The organism is Aeromonas jandaei, assembly GCF_037890695.1.
Lineage (GTDB): Bacteria > Pseudomonadota > Gammaproteobacteria > Enterobacterales > Aeromonadaceae > Aeromonas > Aeromonas jandaei.
In genome coordinates this window covers 2,010,021-2,028,313 of the sequence record NZ_CP149571.1, presented here as the reverse complement: position 1 = coordinate 2,028,313, position 18,293 = coordinate 2,010,021, and the positions used below count along the sequence as shown (strand labels likewise).

General features: G+C 57.4%; 12 protein-coding genes and 2 pseudogenes. 7 read left to right on the top strand and 7 right to left on the bottom strand.

Annotated elements, in window-relative coordinates; all coding sequences use genetic code 11:
• Positions 1–65: 65 nt before the first annotated feature.
• The 4 genes and pseudogenes from WE862_RS09845 to WE862_RS09830 all read right to left on the bottom strand — a co-directional run bounded on the left by WE862_RS09845 (position 66) and on the right by WE862_RS09830 (position 7,924).
• Positions 66–2,012, bottom strand: coding sequence for a BRCT domain-containing protein (locus WE862_RS09845; RefSeq protein WP_042032899.1), 1,947 nt, complete (start codon positions 2,010–2,012; stop codon positions 66–68).
• Positions 2,013–2,113: 101 nt separating this feature from the next.
• A pseudogene (ligA, locus tag WE862_RS09840) lies at positions 2,114–3,286 on the bottom strand (NAD-dependent DNA ligase LigA); the annotation flags it as partial.
• A 99-nt stretch (positions 3,287–3,385) separates the two neighbouring features.
• The gene (zipA, locus tag WE862_RS09835) at positions 3,386–4,534 is read right to left on the bottom strand and encodes a cell division protein ZipA (protein ID WP_033115774.1); all 1,149 of its coding nucleotides are present in this window, start codon (positions 4,532–4,534) and stop codon (positions 3,386–3,388) included.
• A 15-nt stretch (positions 4,535–4,549) separates the two neighbouring features.
• Positions 4,550–7,924, bottom strand: coding sequence for an AAA family ATPase (locus tag WE862_RS09830; protein ID WP_042032898.1), 3,375 nt, complete (start codon positions 7,922–7,924; stop codon positions 4,550–4,552).
• A gap of 110 nt (positions 7,925–8,034) precedes the next feature.
• Here WE862_RS09830 and cysZ point away from each other — a divergent pair, with 110 nt between their 5' ends.
• Both cysZ and WE862_RS09820 read left to right on the top strand, forming a co-directional pair.
• Complete coding sequence (gene cysZ / locus WE862_RS09825) at positions 8,035–8,799, top strand: sulfate transporter CysZ (RefSeq protein ID WP_042032896.1); 765 nt, start codon at positions 8,035–8,037, stop codon at positions 8,797–8,799.
• Between the two features lie 144 nt (positions 8,800–8,943).
• On the top strand, positions 8,944–9,558 hold the full coding sequence (locus tag WE862_RS09820) for a trimeric intracellular cation channel family protein (protein ID WP_033115777.1): 615 nt from the start codon (positions 8,944–8,946) through the stop codon (positions 9,556–9,558).
• Between the two features lie 85 nt (positions 9,559–9,643).
• On the opposite strand, the gene WE862_RS09815 is transcribed toward WE862_RS09820, so the two are convergent.
• The 3 genes and pseudogenes from WE862_RS09815 to WE862_RS09805 form a co-directional block, all read right to left on the bottom strand.
• A complete protein-coding gene (locus WE862_RS09815) occupies positions 9,644–9,895 on the bottom strand; it encodes a lipoprotein (protein WP_041208149.1) in 252 nt (83 codons plus the stop codon).
• 49 nt (positions 9,896–9,944) lie between these two features.
• A complete protein-coding gene (locus WE862_RS09810; protein ID WP_033115779.1) occupies positions 9,945–10,490 on the bottom strand; it encodes a YcbK family protein in 546 nt (181 codons plus the stop codon).
• A gap of 163 nt (positions 10,491–10,653) precedes the next feature.
• Positions 10,654–12,139 (bottom strand): annotated as a pseudogene (locus WE862_RS09805) (L,D-transpeptidase family protein).
• A gap of 647 nt (positions 12,140–12,786) precedes the next feature.
• Here WE862_RS09805 and WE862_RS09800 point away from each other — a divergent pair.
• From WE862_RS09800 to WE862_RS09780, 5 genes are all read left to right on the top strand, one after another.
• Positions 12,787–13,332, top strand: a complete 546-nt coding sequence (locus tag WE862_RS09800; RefSeq protein ID WP_033115781.1) for a hypothetical protein — start codon at positions 12,787–12,789, stop codon at positions 13,330–13,332.
• 53 nt (positions 13,333–13,385) lie between these two features.
• The gene (locus WE862_RS09795) at positions 13,386–14,393 is read left to right on the top strand and encodes a glycosyltransferase family 2 protein (protein ID WP_042032891.1); all 1,008 of its coding nucleotides are present in this window, start codon (positions 13,386–13,388) and stop codon (positions 14,391–14,393) included.
• Complete coding sequence (locus tag WE862_RS09790; protein WP_033115783.1) at positions 14,393–14,764, top strand: GtrA family protein; 372 nt, start codon at positions 14,393–14,395, stop codon at positions 14,762–14,764. Before WE862_RS09795 ends, WE862_RS09790 begins: the two co-directional genes overlap by 1 nt.
• Positions 14,764–15,930: a hypothetical protein gene (locus WE862_RS09785; protein WP_042032890.1), complete on the top strand. Its 1,167-nt coding sequence runs from the start codon at positions 14,764–14,766 to the stop codon at positions 15,928–15,930. The genes WE862_RS09790 and WE862_RS09785 overlap by 1 nt, the downstream gene beginning before the upstream one ends.
• Positions 15,931–16,158: 228 nt before the next feature.
• On the top strand, positions 16,159–18,270 hold the full coding sequence (locus WE862_RS09780) for an alpha-amylase (RefSeq protein WP_042032887.1): 2,112 nt from the start codon (positions 16,159–16,161) through the stop codon (positions 18,268–18,270).
• Positions 18,271–18,293: the final 23 nt, after the last annotated feature.

Sequence of the window (18,293 nt, the reverse complement as noted above, 5' to 3'; positions counted from 1 at the left end):
TTATAATCTGGTGCAGGATTTATTACTTCTGCACCAAATTATAAGTAGTTTTAACACCCCAAAACTTAACTAATTAAATCTAGATACTCATCTTCTGTGATAACTTTAACGCCTTTCTCTTTTGCACTATTTATCTTTGTTTCACCGACCTTTGTTCCCGTAACAAGGTACGTAGTCTGACCTGTTACTGATTTTGCAACTTTAGCACCTAAAGCCTTTGCCTGTTTTTCCATGTCGGAGCGAGTGCCTTTAATCATAGTGCCAGTGAAAACGATAGTGGCCCCAGCAATAGGAGTGGAAATCTGGCTATCGTCGGATGCTTTGGGAGTAATACTCAAGTTGAAACCGAGTGAGTAGACCTTAAAGAACTCATCTTTAATGCTAGCCAACCCTTCCAAAATCGCTTCTGAACTCTGTTGTGCAAAACCATCAAGCTTACCGATATCCTCGGCAGACAGATCAAATATTTCTGTCAGAGAATAATGACGAAGAAGTTTCTCACAATTACCACCACCCAGGCGACTTACACCAAAAGCCGATAGAAAGCGCCAATCCTCAATTTCTACATTACGACTGAGCTGGAGCTGTTCAAATAAATTTTTTGCTGTTTTTTCTGCAAAGCCATAGCCAGAAAAATGATGTGCTTTAAGCTCATATATTTCATGTATGTGCTTAATTCCTTTATTGGTAAACTTCTCTATAACCTTCGGCCCAAACCCATCATTGTTACCTAATGTTTTAAAGAAATGAATCAATGTATTCTCAGTCTGAGCAGGACAGTCACTTTTGTTTTGACAAATTAAGTGATCTGCTTCCCAAACTAGATGAGACTGGCAACTTGGACAGTTTGTTGGGATTTGTGGTTCAACCCGCTTAATTACTTTTTCAATTTTAGGGATAACCAAGCCACTCCGAACGACCTGAACAATAGCTCCTTTGCCAATACCATTCGTTTTGACCATATTGTAATGATGAACTGTCACTCTACTAATCGTGGCACCACTAATCTTAGTTGGCACCAACTCTGCAACTGGTGAAACTCTTCCAGTTCTTGACGTTTGAGGCGTAACCTCAAGAACCTCCACATCTGCGGACTCAGCATTTACTTTGAATGCAATCTGCCACCGATGAAATTTCCGCGTAGCGCCCATGTTTTCTTTAATTCTTGGATCTACTGCTTCCAGGATCACTCCGTCTACATCATAATCAACCGCATTCCAAATGCTATCAATAATGTCCTCGAAGTCAGTCATCAACTGCTCATAATGCCCAGTCCAATTTTTAAGTAGGACAAATGGGTAAAAAACACATGCCCCATCATTGATTGCCTGCTGAACCAATGGATCTACATTCTTTTCAGCAATTATTGCGGCTTGAATATTGCGTGAGTTTTCGAAGTGCTGGCTTAGATTCTCTTCAAAATATTTTTTATCGATAACGATTTCTCCAGCACCAAGCCCTCGTGCACCGCTCTGTGCAACTTGAAGCCCTCGCTCAAATGCTCTTGAGATATCCTGACCTTTAACACCGTCACCACGAGTATACAAACGCTCACCATCATCGTAGGCTGCATAGCCATCTAACTTTGGTGTAACGCGTACACTTATGCTTTTTGCATCTATATTTAATTCATTTGCAGAATTAATAATTCTCTCAAGCCATTTTTGAATCTCGTCTTTGGAATATGCTTTATCTGTTGATAACATTTTCTGAGGTAATGGTACTGTTTTCCCCAGATGAAGCACTTCTGGCTCTACAGAATTAACGAATGGACTAGCTGGTTCTTTTTCAGAAAACTGGTTATAGAAGACATCATATTCTGAGTCATCAATAACAGGGAAGCCTGCTCGGTAGCAAGCATTAGCAACCTCTAGAAATATCTCTTGCTCATCATTATCAAGTTCATTGAAAGAGTTATTAACAATTGCCTGTTCAATTTTATTTGTGTTTATTTGTTTGTCTAATTTATTAATTGCAGAAAGCTGTATTTCGTTAAATTTGAATTCATTCATATTTTGATACCAAAAATTTATTATGTGCCTCTAAATGCAACTCTTGCTCTCAAGAGTGGAGACTATGAAGACTAGACCAGTGTAGCGTGGTGCTGTCTATGTGAAACATCGGCTACGAAGGTGACACCCACGTCCCCTGCCCGGCGCACGATCACGGTATCACCGACCATGACGCCAAGGCGTTCAATTTCATCAGCATTGTGCAGCGTGGCATTGGAGACCGTCACGCCGCCGACAAACACCGGTTTGAGCTTGGCGACCGGGGTCACGGCGCCGGTGCGGCCGACCTGAAACTCGACGTTCTCAAGCAGGGTCATCTCCTCCTGCGCCGGGAACTTGTGGGCGGTCGCCCAGCGCGGAGCGCGTGCCACAAAGCCGAGCTCCTCCTGCAGAGCAATGGCATCCACCTTGTAGACCACGCCGTCGATCTCGTAAGGCAGCTCGCCACGGCGGGCCAGAATGTCGTCGTGAAACGCCTGACAACCGGCAGCCCCCTCTTTGAGTTTCACCTCGGGACTAAGTGGCAGCCCCCACTCTTTGAGCTGATTGAGACGACCGAAGTGAGAGCCACCGAGTTGCTCGCCGCCGACACCGACGCCGTAGGCGTAAAAGCTCAGGGGACGGCTGGCAGTGATACGTGAATCGAGCTGACGCAGGCTGCCGGCGGCGGCGTTACGCGGGTTGACGAACACCTTCTCGCCTGCGGCCAGCGCCTTGGCGTTCATCGCCTCGAAACCAGCCTTGGGCATAAAGACTTCGCCACGCACCTCAAGCCGCTCGGGCCAACCAGAGCCCCGCAATGCGAGCGGAATGGCCTTGATGGTACGCACGTTCTCGGTGATCTCCTCACCGGTAGCGCCATCGCCCCGGGTCGCGGCCTGCACCAGCTGACCATTTACATAGAGCAGGCTCACCGCCAGGCCATCAAGCTTGGGCTCGCAGCAGAACTCGAAACGCACTTCACGCTTGAGGCGATCGCTCATACGTTGTTCAAACGCCAGCAGCTCTTCGCTGCTAAAGACGTTGTCCAGACTCAGCATGGGGATCTCGTGACGCACCTGCCTGAAGGCAGTCAGCGGTTGGCCGCCGACCCGCACGCTCGGGGACGCCGGCGTTTTCAGCTCGGGGTGGTCAGCCTCCAGCGCGATCAGCTCGCGCATCAGACGGTCGTATTCGGCGTCCGGTACGGTCGGGTTATCCAGCACATAGTACTGATGACCATATTCGGTCAGCAGCTCACACAGTTGACGGTGGCGGGAGATAGTGTCGCTCATGAAAAAGTCTCGAAGTGTGATTGAAAATCCGGCCCGGGGTAGAAACAAAAATGCGGTACCTGGGTACCGCACTTTGATTCATTCAACCCGCATGGCGTATTAGTCGCGGCTGGCCTCGTAGGCAGCCAGCTCATGACGGTAACGGGCGATAGTCTCGTCACTCAGCGGGCTGCGCTCCATATCGGTCAGCATCGCATCGAGATCGCTGGCCAGCTGATCGGCGGCCTGCAGCATGTCCTCGAAGGCAAACGCGGCATTGCTGCGCAGGGGCAGCTGCATGAAGAGGGAGACACCCGGCGTGGTGAACTGCTCCATCCGATAGGGATTGAAAGTACCCGGCTTGACCATGTTGATCATGGAGAAGAGCACCTCACCCTTGCCGTTGGCATCTTCGTGACGGTGGAAGATATCCATCTCGCCAAACTTGAAGCCAAGCGCCATCAGGGAGGAGAGCAGGGTCGCCCCTTGCAGCTCGTGACCCGGACGTCCCATCAGGTTGATGACATAAACGTCTTGCCAAATCTTCTCGACCGGCTGGGCAGCAACGCGCGGCTCTTCAACCGGCGCTTCGTAGACCGGCTCCTCATACACGGGCTCGGGAGCAACGTGACGGGGCTGCGGCTTGTATTCGGGTTCGGCAGCGCGCACCGGCTCGGCACGCACGCTCTCGTTGCGCACGCCAAAAGTCGGCGCAGTTGCATAGGCTGGCTCGACCAGCGGCTCGTCATCCTGAACCTGCATGACAGGCTCGCGCTGGGGGCGGGAGCGGTAAACCGGGGTACGACGATTGACCTGCGCCGGCTTGCGCACGGGTGCAGCAGGTTCTTCCTCTACCACTTCGGGTTGAGGCTCATCGTATGCTTCCTCTTCTTCATAGACAGGAGGCGGCGGGGGAACCGGACGGGCAGCAGGCTTGCGCACAACGGGTGGCGGCAGATCGTCCTCGTCATCTTCATCATCAAAGGCGGGCAATGAGGAGCGACGGCTGAGTTCCGGCTGGCGGCTCTCTTCGTCACGATGGAGCTTGGGTTCGGCGCGACGACCACTGCTGACCACACGCACCTGACCGATGCCATCGCTGTCGAACGCATCATCGTCACGATTACGTGACTTGGACTCCATCCGGCCAAGCGGTTTCTCTTTGATCGGTGCCTGACGATTCTTTTTGTTGCTCCACAACCCGTGAATGAGCAATGCCGCAATAGCAATACCGCCCAGGGCAACCAAGATGTAACGCAATTCCTGCATTAGCTGCTTCTCTTTCTAGTTTTGCTCAGCCAAAGCGACGGCTTCACCGATATCGACTGACACAATGCGAGAAACTCCGGGCTCTTGCATTGTGACGCCAACCAGCTGCTCAGCCATCTCCATGGAGACCTTATTATGACTGATGTAAACGAACTGTACTGTGCTCGACATCTCTTTGACAAGAGAACAGAAGCGACCGACGTTCACTTCATCGAGCGGTGCATCCACCTCATCCAGCAGACAAAAAGGTGCTGGATTGAGTCTGAAGATGGCAAAAACCAGCGCAAGTGCGGTTAACGCCTTCTCCCCCCCGGAAAGCAGGGCAATGGTAGCATTCTTCTTACCCGGAGGTCTCGCCATGATGCTCACTCCGGCCTCCAAAAGATCATCGGAGGTGAGCTCAAGCCAGGCACTGCCCCCACCAAACACTTTTGGAAAGAGGGATTTTAAATCTTCGTTGACCTTATCGAAAGTGTCCCGGAAGCGTATTTGTGTCTCTTTATCAATTCTTTTAATGGCTTGGCTCAAGGTTTCCAGCGCTTGCTCAAGATCCTGGCACTGGTTTTCCAGATACGTTGCTCGCGTTTTCGCCTCTTCGTACTCTTCCAGCGCAGCCAGGTTGATGGCGCCAAGTGCCTCTACTTGCGTCTCCAGCGTCTGGATCTCCTGGCGCAGCTTGCCGCGATCAGCGGCAATCAGCACCGCCTGATCGAGATCCACCAGTCGAACCCCCAGCTCTTCGAACTGTTCGTGTAGCCCTTGCCGGCGAGTGAGGTTGCGCTCGCGCTCAAGGCGCAGGGTTGCCAGCTTCTCCTGCAGCACCACCAACTGCTTGTGATCGGCGCTACGCGCCTGATCCAGCTCGCTCAATTGGCGTTCCAGCTCCGCCAGCCGTTGATGGCAGGCGAGTTGCTGCGCCTCCAGATTGCGCTGCTCCGCCAGCAAAGGGGCGAGATCAGGAATCGCTTCGTTCTCCGGGTTCTTGAGTCCGGCCAGCTCCAGCTCAAGCCTTGCCAACTCCTCCTCACCTAGGGTAATGAGTTGGCGCAGGTTGCCAAGCTCAAGCTGCAAACGCTGACAGGTCGCCTGCTGCTGCTCGCGCCGCCCGCGCGCCTCTTCCTGCGCTCGCTCGCAGCGCCCCACCAAATCCTGAGCCGCCTGCAACGCTTCGCTCAGAGGCTCGCCCTGCTCCTGCAACTCGGCCAGACGCGCCTCTTCAAGCACCAGCTGTTGCTCGGTCTCGGCCAGCCGCTGCGCCTCTTCGGCCTGCTCTTTATCGAGGCGGAGCAGCTCTTCGCCAAGCTGGCCGAGCCGCAGCAACCGCTCTTGTCGCTGACCTTGCTGCAAGCTCCAGGCTTCGCGCAGTTGCTGCCATTTTTGTTCCTGCCCGCGCAGGGTTCGCTGCGACAACTCCTGCGCATTAACGATGCGAGCACGCCGTTCATCGGCGGCTGCCAGCTGCCCGCTCAATTGTGCAAGTGCGTCGGCTGCAGCGCGTTGCTCGGTGTGCAACCGCTCACGTTCACCCAGCAGCGCCATGGTACCGAGCGCAGCGCCCTGTCCAATATCCGCCCAGTTCGGCCCCAACCAGTCGCCGGCAGGAGTCAGTACCGACTCACCGGCCAGCAGGGTTGGCTGGCGAGCCAGTGCCTCTTCCCTGTCATCGGCCAGCCAGATGGCATTGAGGAAGGCGGGAATGTGATCACCGTTGATCAAGGAGGCTAGCGTACCAGCAACGGCTGGCAGTGCCGGGCCAATCCAGAGTCCGTCCAAAGCGGGATTGCACTCGTCCGCAGGGGTCGCGGTGAGCCAGCGGCCCAGCACCTTGTCGAGCGCCTGTGCCCATTCGGGGACAACTTGCAGCCGATCCGCCAGAGTCGCCCCCTCCATCTGCTCGCCAAGGATCTGATCCAGCGTCGTCAGGCGCGCCTCCTGTTCCCGTAGCAATCCCTGCTGCTGGCTGTGGGCGAGTTTGAGCGCTTCATGCTCCTCAATGGCCTGCGCGAGCTGCGCTGCCAGCTCCTCGGCCGCCGCCCTGCCCAACTCCAGTTCGCCCCCCAGCATATCGAGGGCCGGTTGCAGATCTGCATCCTCTGCACCGATGGGGCCGGAGCGCTCATCCTCCAGCTTGAGGCGGGCAAGTCGGGTTTTGGCTTGCAGCTCATGCAGGCCACCGAGCCGGGCCCGGGTCTGGTTTAGCTCGCCCTGCAGTCGGGTCACCTGCTGCTGCCACTGTTGCTGCTGCTGGCGGGTCTGCTCAAGCTGCTCGGTGGCCCGCAGTCGCGCTTCCTGCTGCTCGGTGAGCAACTGCTCACACTGCTCCAGCCGCGCCTCTTCCAGCTCGCTTCTTAGCACGCCTTCAGTCAGCTGCTCCTGCTGGCTCGCCAGCTGCGCCTTGCGGCTGGTGATGCGCTCCCCGAGAGCCAGGGTGCGCGCCTGCAAGTCACGGCCAAGCTCGCTCTGGTGCAGCTGTTGCTGTTCAAGGCGGGCGATGGCCTGCCCACCAAGAAAAATCTGTTGTTGCCGATTGGCTTGCTCGGCCTGCGCCTCCTGCCGGGCCACCGAGAGGGTGACGTGGTGTCCCTCGTCGGCGGTGCGCTTGGCATCGAGCGCTGCCAATGTCTGTTCGACCTGCGCCAGCTCGCTCTTGGCCTCGCCAAGGCGAGTCTCCAGTGCCCACAGCTCGGAGCCAATCAACTCGGCGCGAGCGGCGCGTGAACGGCTCTTGAGCTGTTTGTAACGCTCTGCGGTTTCGGCCTGCGCCTTGAGGTGGTCGAGACGGGAGCCCAGCTCGCCGCGGATATCGCCCAGACGCTCCAGATTCTCCTGGGTGTGACGAATGCGTTGCTCGGTTTCGCGGCGCCGCTCCTTGTAACGGGAGACGCCGGCCGCCTCCTCCATGAAGAGCTTGAGATCGGCGGGACGGGACTCCACCAGCCGGCTGACAGTGCCCTGCTCGATGATGGCGTAACTGCGGGGCCCGAGGCCGGTACCGAGGAAGAGGTCGGTCACATCCTTGCGACGGCACTTCTGGCCATTGATCTGATAGTGGTTGGTGCCGTCACGCAGCACTTCGCGACGCACCGAGATTTCGGTAAAGCGGCCGAACTCGCCGGGCACCCGGTTGTGGGGATTGTCGAACACCAGCTCGACCGAGGCGCGGGCATGGGCGGTGCGGTTGACGGAGCCGTTGAAGATGACATCCGTCATGTTCTCGCCGCGCAGATGGCGGGCCGAGCTCTCGCCAAGCACCCAGCGCACGGCGTCGATCACATTGGATTTGCCACAGCCATTGGGCCCGACCACTGCGGTCATGTCGGCATTGAGCTCGATGCGGGTCGGCTCGACAAACGACTTGAAGCCGGCGAGTTTGATCAGTTTCAGACGCATGGCGACCTGTATCAGTGGCTAAATAAAGGGGAGGCGGGCAGGCGACTTTACCAAATCAAAAGCTTGTTTGTAATATGCAGGCTGTCTTCCCATGCACAGATGGAGCTCATATGAGCCAATCACCCCATATGGTCAAAGCATCAATCAGCGGTGCAGATTACTTCCTGCGCGGTTTTTCCCTCATCCGCCAGCCCGGCATCCGCACCTTCGTGCTGATCCCCCTGCTGGTCAACTTCGTGCTGTTCGCCGGCGCCTTCTATGCTCTGCTGTTGCAACTCGACAGCCTGTTCGCCTGGCTGCACCAGCAGATCCCGGCCTGGCTCAACTGGCTGGACTACCTGCTCTGGCCAATCGCCCTCATCACCATACTGGTGGTCTTCTCTTTTATCTTCAGCTCGGTCGCCAACTGGATTGCTGCCCCCTTCAACGGCCTGCTGGCTGAAAAGGTGGAGCAGATCCTGACCGGCGAGGCCCCCAACGACAGCGGCATGCTCGATATCGTCAAGGATGTGCCGCGCACCTTCGGTCGCGAGTGGAAAAAGCTCAAGTACTATCTGCCCAAGGCGATCGGCTGTCTCATCCTCTTCCTTATTCCCGTGGTCGGCCAGACTTTAGCCCCCGTGCTCTGGTTCCTGTTCAGCGCCTGGATGATGGCGATCCAGTACATCGACTATCCGTTCGACAACCACAAGATCGACTTCATCACCATGCGCGATGCCTTGAAGCAGCGTCGTGGCCAGTGCCTCAGCTTTGGCGCTCTGGTGACCCTCTTCTCCGCCATTCCGGTGGTGAACCTGTTCGTGATGCCGGTCGCCATCTGTGGCGCCACCGCCATCTGGGTCGATCACTACCGGCAGGAACAGCTGCGCCGCTGATCCTCAAGCAGTGATTAAAAAGGCACCTGCCAGGGTGCCTTTTTGCTTTTTCGCATGAATTAAAATAATGGATATATCGCTTTTCTTGTCCCATATAGTCCGAGTTGTTAGGATGCTCGCCTTTCTCGTACCCTGGGATATCTCATGTTACATGCACTCTTCTTGCTGGGCCTGGTGGCCGAAGGGATGACTGGTGCGCTGGCAGCGGGCCGGCGACGGATGGATCTGTTTGGTGTGGTGATCATCGCCTCGGCAACCGCCATCGGCGGCGGTACCATCCGCGATGTGCTGCTGGGGCACTATCCCCTGCTCTGGGTCGAGCATCCGGAATATGTGCTGCTGGTTGCGGGCTCGGCCATGGCCGGGGTCATCTCGGCGCCGCTGATGCGCTACCTCGGCAAGCTCTTTATGGCGCTCGATGCGCTGGGTCTGGTGGTCTTCTCCATTTTCGGCGCAGCAAGAGCGCTGGAGATGGGACATGGCGCCGGCATCGCCTGCATCATGGCGGTAGTGACCGGGGTCTTTGGCGGGGTGTTGCGGGATCTGCTCTGCCAGCGCATTCCACTCGTGTTTCGCCGCGAGCTCTATGCCGCCATTTCCCTCATCACGGCAGCCCTCTACTGCCTGGCACTGGATCAGGGGCTGCCGACCAACTGGGCGGCCTTTGGGGCGATTGGCATCGGCTTTGTATTGCGCCTCCTGGCTGTTCGCTTCAAGTGGGGATTGCCCACCTTCAACTACCAGTACGCAACCCACTGAGTACGCCAGCTTTTGACGAGAGCGTCCGGATTGCGGACAACAAAAAAGCGCCGGTATGGCGCTTTTTTCATGGGCTCTTGCAGCCTCAGTTAATCCCTTCCGAACTGAAGAAGGTTGCCTTGTCGGCGATGAAGCGGATCTTGATGTTCTTGCCATCACTACCCCAGATACAGCTGGTGGTACCCAGCGCATCGTCACAACGCTCGGCTTTGCCAAGAATGGCGCTGGCCTCGGCGTAGCTCATCCCCATCTTCAGTTTGTCGTAGTTGTCGCGGTTGAGCTTGCTGCAACCGGTCAATGCCAGGGCGATCAGGATCCCCGTTACCAGACGTTTCATCTGTCTCTCCTCTCTCAATCATTGGAGCCTAACAGGTTGGCCCGGGTGATCACCAGCTTCGTACAGGGCCGGTGTCGAGGTGAACAAAGTTGTCGTGCGGGTAGTAGCCGACCCCACCGACCTTGAGATGGAGCGCAGCCTTGCGCAGATTGGCCAGCTGCACGCCGGGAATGCGCACATCGACCGCCTGTCCCAGGGTGTGGTAGCTATGTTTGGCAACCCCGCGGCTTCTGCGGCGCTTCTGGCGATTGGTCGCCGGCGCCCGATAACCGGAGATGAGCTGGATCTCCCCTCGCCGCCCCAGTTTGTGCTGCAGCAGAAAGAGCTGATCGAACAGCTTGGTATCTATATCGAACACTTCATTGCGACGATAGTCGCGGAAGATATGGTTCAGCTCGGCCAGCCCGTCATTGAGATAGCGGCCATTCTCCCAATAACTGACCCTTGCCCGCTCACCGGTGTTGAGATTGAAAAAGCTCAGTTCACGACCAGTGGTACTGCGGCTTGCCAGCGCCGGGAAAGAGACCAGCGAGCTGCCCAACAGGCAACCGGCTCCCAGCAACAGGCGACGACGACTTATCTCTTGTTCCAGCATAAGGGGTCCGTCCATCGCAGATTCAAGCGACATGGTTGAATAAAGATTGTTCAATGAATTCGGTTCAGGCGCTTGAAACTACCTCCCGACCGGGATCATGTCAAACCTCTCTCGCCCATGAAAAAGCCCGGCCGGGGCCGGGCTTTTCACTCTGTGGCAGGGATCACAGCAGACGGCTCTGGAAGCTGACCCGATCAAATCCGTAGATGTCGTTGCGCAGTTGCTGGCGACCATCTTCGTCGATCCAGCTGCTCCAGTAGACAGTAAACACCGGGATCGGCTTGGTCAGCGGCAACCACTTGGTCTCGCTCTCCTTGAGGATCGACGCCACCTTGTCCGGTTGGTAGCGGGAGTCAGCCAGCAACAGTTCGGCCAGATCATCAGCATGCTCGACCCGGATACAACCCGAGCTAAAGGCGCGAGCCCCCTGCTCAAACAGGGATTTGCGCGGGGTCGAGTGGAGGTAGATGGCCTCGTTGTTGGGCAGGTAGAACTTGTAGCGACCGAGCGCGTTGTGATCGCCCGGCTTTTGCCGCAGACGATAAGGGAAACCGGCGGCCAGCGCCTGACGCCACCCCTCTTCGGTGAACTGGACCGGATTGCCCTCACCATCGATCACATCGAACTGCTCACGACTCAGATAGGCAGGATCGCGACTCAGCTTGGGCAGAATATCCTTGCTCAGGATCGAGCGCGGCACATGCCAGGAGGGGTTGAGCACGATGGAACGAATTTCGCTGGCGAGGATGGGCGTAGCACGCTGCTCCTTGCCGACGATGACCCGGCTGGTAAAGACCTCGTTACCGGACTCCACCACGCTCAGGCGATAGTCAGGAATGTTGACCAGTACATAACGGGGCTTGCTCAACTGATCGACCAGATCACGGCGCCAGAGGTTACGCAGCAGCAGGCTGGCACGAACTTGCGGCCCGGTATTGAGCCAGGAGCGGGTCTGACGGCCGATCACGCCGTCGGCGGTCAGACCGTGACGACGCTGGAACTGCTTGATGGCCTGCTCGGTATCGGCGTCATAGATGGTATCGCCGTGCCTGGGCGCGCTATCTCCCAGCTCGTTGAGCATGGTGCGGATCTGGCCAAGCTCGTCAGAGCTCTCACCGGCACGCAGGGTCGGCATGTCGAGGGTTGGCCATTTGTTGGCCATCGGCATCGCCAAAAGCTTGTGAGACCTTCTCCCGCACCGCATCATATTCAGCCACCTGAGGGCGCAGCGATTTCACCTGAGTGAGCAGGTCATCATCGCTTGGTTTGGTGACCACGGGACGGTTCAGATCGAACTTGAGCGTCTTCATCTGTTCCCGGGAGACCAGATCCATCGAGCGCCAGGCATACTGAAAGCGACTCAGCTTGGCGAACGCTTCATCATAGATAGCGCCCCGCGCCGCAGCAGGAGTTGCCTGCATCCGTCGCCAGAGCTTGAAAAAATCGGGATGGAGCTGGGCAAGTACCGCTTCCTGCAGCTGCTGCTCCAACTCGATACGGGCCTGTTCGGCCTTGCTGCCCTGATACCAGTCATGCTGGGTTTTGCTGGCAGCGACTACCACCTGTGCCTCGGCCGCATGCACTACTCCGGCAGGCAAACAGCCAAACCAGACCAGATTGGCAAGGGCCAGCCAATACTTCATCCCCATGGATACCTCAAAACGATGTGTTCACTCTGTCAGACCCTCTGGTCCGGCTGCTCATGATGCGTGAATGGCTATCACTTTGCCAGCACCCCGGAACATAGCGCCACCAGATAATTTCATTGTCATTGATTGAATCGCAATCGGCCAATTCATCCGTTGCGGCGAGCGGAAGAGCCAGCATCCAGCTGCCAATCGCCATATAAAAGCAAGGTGCACCCCAGTGCAGCACCGACATGCGTAAAGCCGCTACAGAGCCCGCTGTCAGCCGGTGTGTGATGACCACGTCTTGGCACCCAAAACGCATCAGGTTTATCGACTGCCACCTCGACAGACTGAAGGGGTAAGCAGGTAAAAAAAGGGCGCATATCAGTGCTATTGGAACTATCAGTAACGCCAGTGACGCCATCCGCAAGAAAATGACGCAGCAAACAGCACCCTTTTCTTATGCCAAAGAGAAGCATTCCTTTGTAATCAGCCACTTCCATAATGTTTGTTTTATCAACAAACGGTCGCATAGGGTTTGGAGCATCGAGCAAAAGGGGTTAATATGTGACCAAATATTTTTTTGTGATCCACTATGCTTTTTTTGCAATTGGATTAGCATATGCGCGAGATCTGCCTACCAATTTCAGTCAGGCGTAGAGAGTGATATGACGTATAAAAAGTTTGGTTTTCTGACCGCCATCCTGGCGCTGAGCGGTTTCTATCTTTACACCCTCTATCTGGCGGCTCACCCCAATGTGAGTCTGGCCTACCGACTCTATTATCTGGAGGGGAAAACCCGTTTTTGGGAACACAACTCCAGCATGACCTATCTGCCGGGCAACGAGCTCAACCTCACCAAGCCGAGCCGTTTCCTGTCGAGCGAAGGCTGGGCTAAAAAGCCGAGCGAAGAAGGCACCCAGCTGAGCGGCAAGGGCGGCCTCTACTTCGTGCTGCCCAAGCAGGCTGCCAATCCGGAAGAGCTGACCATCCACGCTCGCGTCAACAGCCCGCAAGCGGGCGCTCTGCTGCAGGTGGCGCTCGGTCACGACTTTACCACCACGGTCAAACTGGCCAAGGCCGGGATTAACGAAATCCGTCTCAGCCTGCCGGGGGACTCACTCACCGCAGATCCCAAGCGCCCAAATTTTCTGGCGCTCTCGGCACCAACCCCCATCAACGTTCAATCAGTGCGCCTGACCGTTGCCCAGTGATATTTGCCCTGAACACCGTTTTATAAAAACTACTATCCAATAAGGACGTTCTTATGTCGTATCCAGATTTTCGACTCTCTCTGGTCGTTCCCGTTTACAACGAGGAAGAGAGCATCGATGCCTTCATCAACGCGATAGACAACGAACTGGCCCCGCTGAAAGACCAGCTTGAAATTGTATTCGTCAACGATGGCAGCCGTGATCGCACCCGTGAAGTAGTCGAGCAGGCCATCGCCCGCGATCCCCGCGTAACCCTGGTCAACCTGGCCCGCAACTTTGGTAAAGAGGCAGCTCTCACCGCCGGTCTGCATCAGGCCAAAGGCGATGCCATCGTGCCGATGGACGTGGATCTGCAGGATCCTCCCGCCCTGATCCTGGAGTTCGTCAAACTGTGGCAGACCGGTGACTACGACACCGTCTATGGCATCCGCGTTGATCGCAGCGCCGATACCCCGATGAAGCGCCTGACTGCCGGCGGCTTCTACCGCTTCTTCAACGCCCTCTCCACCAGCACCAAGCTGCCGGAGAACGCCGGTGACTTCCGTCTGATCGACCGCAAGGTGGTTGAGGCTATCAAGCAACTGCCCGAGCGCAACCGCTTCATGAAGGGGCTGTTTGCCTGGGCCGGTTTCCGTGCCGTTGGCGTTCCCTACGAGCGCCCCGCCCGTCATGCTGGCGAGACCAAGTTCAACTACTGGAAACTGTGGAACTTCGCCCTCGACGGTCTGCTCAGCTTCTCCAGCTGGCCGCTGCGGGTGTGGAGCTACGTGGGCGTGAGCGTCTCGCTGGTTGCCTTCCTCTACATCCTGAAAATCATCACCCAGGTGCTCTTCTTCGGTATCGACGTGCCGGGTTATGCCTCTCTGATGTCAGTGGTGCTGTTCCTCGGCGGTATCCAGCTGCTGTCCCTCGGTATCATCGGCGAGTATATCGGCCGCATGTTCGTGGAAGTGAAACAGCGCCCTGTCTACCTTATCGAGGGAGTCTACGGCCAGTACGCCAAGGAGGCGGGCAACAAGCAGGATGACGAGCAACAAGAGCAGCAGGAGCAAGCGTCCTGATGATCTCCCGCGAGGAATTCTGGCGGCTGGTTCGTTTCGGTTTTGTCGGCGGGGGGGCTACCCTCGTCGATCTGGGCACCTCCATCGCCCTGTTTCACACCTGGCCAACCATCTCCGAACATCTGGTGACGACACTGGCTTTTGCCGTCGCCTTCTGGTTTTCGTTCTTCGGTCACCGTTACATCACCTTCCAGAAGCAGGGAGCCGCCAGCAAGTTTCTGCTGGTCGCCCTCTTCTCGCTGGCGGTGCGTAACCTGATCCTGAGCGGTCTGCTGTTTGCGGGTCTCTCCGGTCTCGTCCCGGTGGTTATTGCCACCCTGACCGTCACCGTACTCACCTACATCCTCTCTCGCGTCTGGGTTTTTGCCTGATGAATGACATGACCAATACCGCTTCCCTGCCCGGGGACAGCCTCCCCTATCGCCCGTCACTGCGCATCAGCGGCCGTGACTGGCTGATGATCATCGCCGCCTTCGTGCTGAGCCGCGTGGCCCTTTATGGCATGGGCTATTTCGGTGTCCAGCTCTATGGCACTCCCGGTATCGGGCCACTGCAAGCCTATTGCCAGTTCGACTGCGTCTGGTTCCAGCGCATCATCAAAAACGGCTACGACCTCTACCCGCGCTGGCTGAGCAAGGGCAATGCTGCCAACTGGGCCTTCATGCCGCTCTATCCGATGGTCTCCGGCGCCATCTCCAACCTGCTCAATGTCGAGAGTCTGATCGGCCTCATCATTGTCGCCAACGCCTCCTTCTTTGCCAGCCTGCCGCTGATGCTGCTGGTGCTGCGCCAGCTCAAGCTGGGTGATGACACAGCCCGTTTCGGCGTCTGGTTGCTGGCCTTCTCCCCCTTCTCCGCCTACTTCGTCTCCGGTTATACCGAGTCGACCTTTATGGCGCTGATGCTGGGGATGTTCCTGTTTGCCTACCGGCAGCAGTGGCTGATGGTGGCACTGCTCGGGGTGTTCATCTCCGCCACCCGCAACCTGGGTGTGATGATGGTCTTCCCTGTGCTGATCCTGTCACTGCAGGCTTACGGCTGGCGCGAGTTCTTCCGCTTCACCGAGCGCGCCTTCAAGGTGGTTTTCACCCTCTGGATGATCCCCTTTGGCCTGTTTGCCTACATGCTTTACCTCTATCACCTCACCGGTGATGCGATGGCCTTCAAGCATATTCAGGTGGCATGGGGCCGTTATATGGACAGCCCGCTGGACTGGTGGCTGAGCGGTTTCGAGCTGGGTGGTCGCAAGGCCTACCTCTCCATCATGGTGATCTTCGGTTGGGGTCTGAACCTCTACCTGTTCAGCCAGAAGCGCTGGGCCGAAGCAACCCTGATGTTCATCTGCTGCACCATTCCGCTGATGACCGGCCTCAACGCCATGCCGCGTTACATGTTCGGTCTCTACCCGACCATGCTGGCGCTGATCCTGCTGACCCATCGCTGGCCCGCCATGCGCCCGGCAGTGCTCTGCATCAGCGGTATGGTTGCCTCCTTCATTGCGGTGGCCTTCGTCAACTTCAAGTTCTTCACCGTCTGATGTGACGGCGATAGCTGAAATCTCAAATGCCGGTCAACTGACCGGCATTTTTTATGGCCGCTCTTTTTATCGGCTGCGTTCCCCTGCCACTCCCCGTCACACTTTGCTCTGCTTGAAAACGTAACCATTTGAACTGATGTCACAAATCGGCATTTTGCCGATCCAAGGCTCTCTTTGCTCCTCCTAGAATGGGCCCTTGTCCGAACTGCCCTGCTCAAGGAATGGCTTATGCGTCGCGCTCCCAACTTGTCCCCTCTCTGGCTCGCCCTGCTGGCCAGCCCTCTGCTGATCGGTCAGGCCATGGCCGCTCCCGAGGTTCACCTCTATGTGGATGGCCAACCGGTAGCGACCCCGATCGCGCTGGACAAAGGGGCGGTCGAGCTGACCCACACCCTCACCAAGGGGAGCCACCAGATCCGCATCAGCGACGCGGGCAACAGTTGCGGTACCAGCTTCGGCCCGAGCGAAAGCAAGCCTCTCCCCTTCGGCACCGCCCAGCCCATGGACAAATGCAGCAAGGGGCAGAGCTTTAACCTGCGAGTGATGCTGGCGGGGGATTATCAGTTCACCTTCAACCCGGATACCCCCAGCCTCAAGGTGCTGCGGGCGACCAAAAAGAGCGAGTTCAAGCGCCAGCCGCCGGAGGAGCCCTGCATCAGCTGGGATGGCGGGCCAGTTACCGTATCCCTGAAAGGAGTCTGGCCCGACGGCACCCGGTTGCAGGACGCTTACTCCGGCCAGGAGGGCGTGGTCAAGGGCGGCAAGCTGACCCTGACGCCGAGCAAAGAGAGCGGCGGCCTGCTGCTGCTTGAGCCGGTCAAGGCAGCCAAGTCAACGCCATTCAGCTGGGATCAGGCGAGCGTCTATTTCCTGCTGACCGACCGCTTCAACAACGGCGATCCCGCCAATGACCACAGCTTCGGGCGCCAAAAGGATGGTCAGGACGAGGTGGCCACCTGGCACGGTGGTGACTTCAAGGGGCTGACCGCCAAGCTCGATTACATCAAGCAACTCGGCATCAACGCCATCTGGATCACCCCCATGGTGGAGCAGGTGCACGGTTTCATCGGTGGCGGCGAGCAGGGCAACTTCCCCTTCTACGCCTATCACGGCTACTGGGCGCTCGATTTCACCAAAATTGACCCCAACTACGGCGACGAAGAGAGCCTCAAGACCCTGGTGGACGAGGCCCACAAGCGCGGTATGCGCATCATCCTCGACGTGGTGATGAACCACGCCGGTTACGCCACCCTCGCCGACTTGCAGGATTTGGGGCTCACCGATCTCACTCAGAACACAGACAAGCTGCCGACCGTCTGGAACCAGTGGCGCCCGAGCGGTGGCCTCAACTGGCATGGCTACAACCAGTTCATCGACTACCAGTCGCCGAAGTGGGACAAGTGGTGGAGCGGTGACTGGGTGCGTGCTGGCCTGCCCGGCTACCCGCAGCCTGGCACCGACGACGTCACCGGCTCGGTAGCGGGGCTGCCGGACTTTCTGACCGAATCCACCAAGCCGGTCGGGCTGCCGCCGCTGTTGGCGGCGAAAAAAGATACCAAGGCCAAAGTGTTGCCCAACGCCACCGTGAGCGACTATCTCATCGCCTGGCACACCGACTGGGTGCGCCGCTTTGGCATCGACGGTTTTCGAGCCGATACCGTCAAACATCTGGAGCCCGAGGTCTGGGCCCGCCTCAAGCAGGCTGGCACTGCTGCTCTCAAGGAGTGGAAGGTCGCCAACCCGACCAAGAAGCTCGACGACCTGCCCTTCTACATGGTGGGTGAGGTGTGGGATCACGGGGTGGCCAAGGATTTCTGGTATCAGAACGGCTTCGATTCGCTGATCAACTTCGACTACCAGCGCGAGTTCGCCCTGCCCCAGGCCCAGTGTCTGGCCAGTGCCGAGCCCACCTATGCCAGCTACGCCAGCCGCATTAATCAGGACCCCGAGTTCAACGTGCTGAGCTACATCAGCTCCCACGACACCAAGCTGTTCTTCGGCGACTATCAGGACGTGCCGCTGCAGCGCCGGGTCGCCAGCAGCTTTATGCTGCTGCCGGGCGGTATCCAGATCTACTACGGCGATGAGTCAGGGCGCGGACTCGCCAGGGATGGTGGCGTGTTCGATCAGGCACTGCGCTCGGACATGAACTGGCAGGAGCTGGCCGGCGGCGACAAGGCCGAGCTGGTCAAGCACTGGCAGCGGCTCGGCCAGTTCCGTGCCGCCCACCCGGCGGTGGCGGCGGGCAGCCACAAGAAGCTGGCCGACAGCCCCTATGCCTTCGTGCGGGAGAAGGGGGATGACAAGGTGGTCATCGTGTTCGCCGGCCGGGAAAAATAGAGGCGAAGAGGCTGAGAAAACAA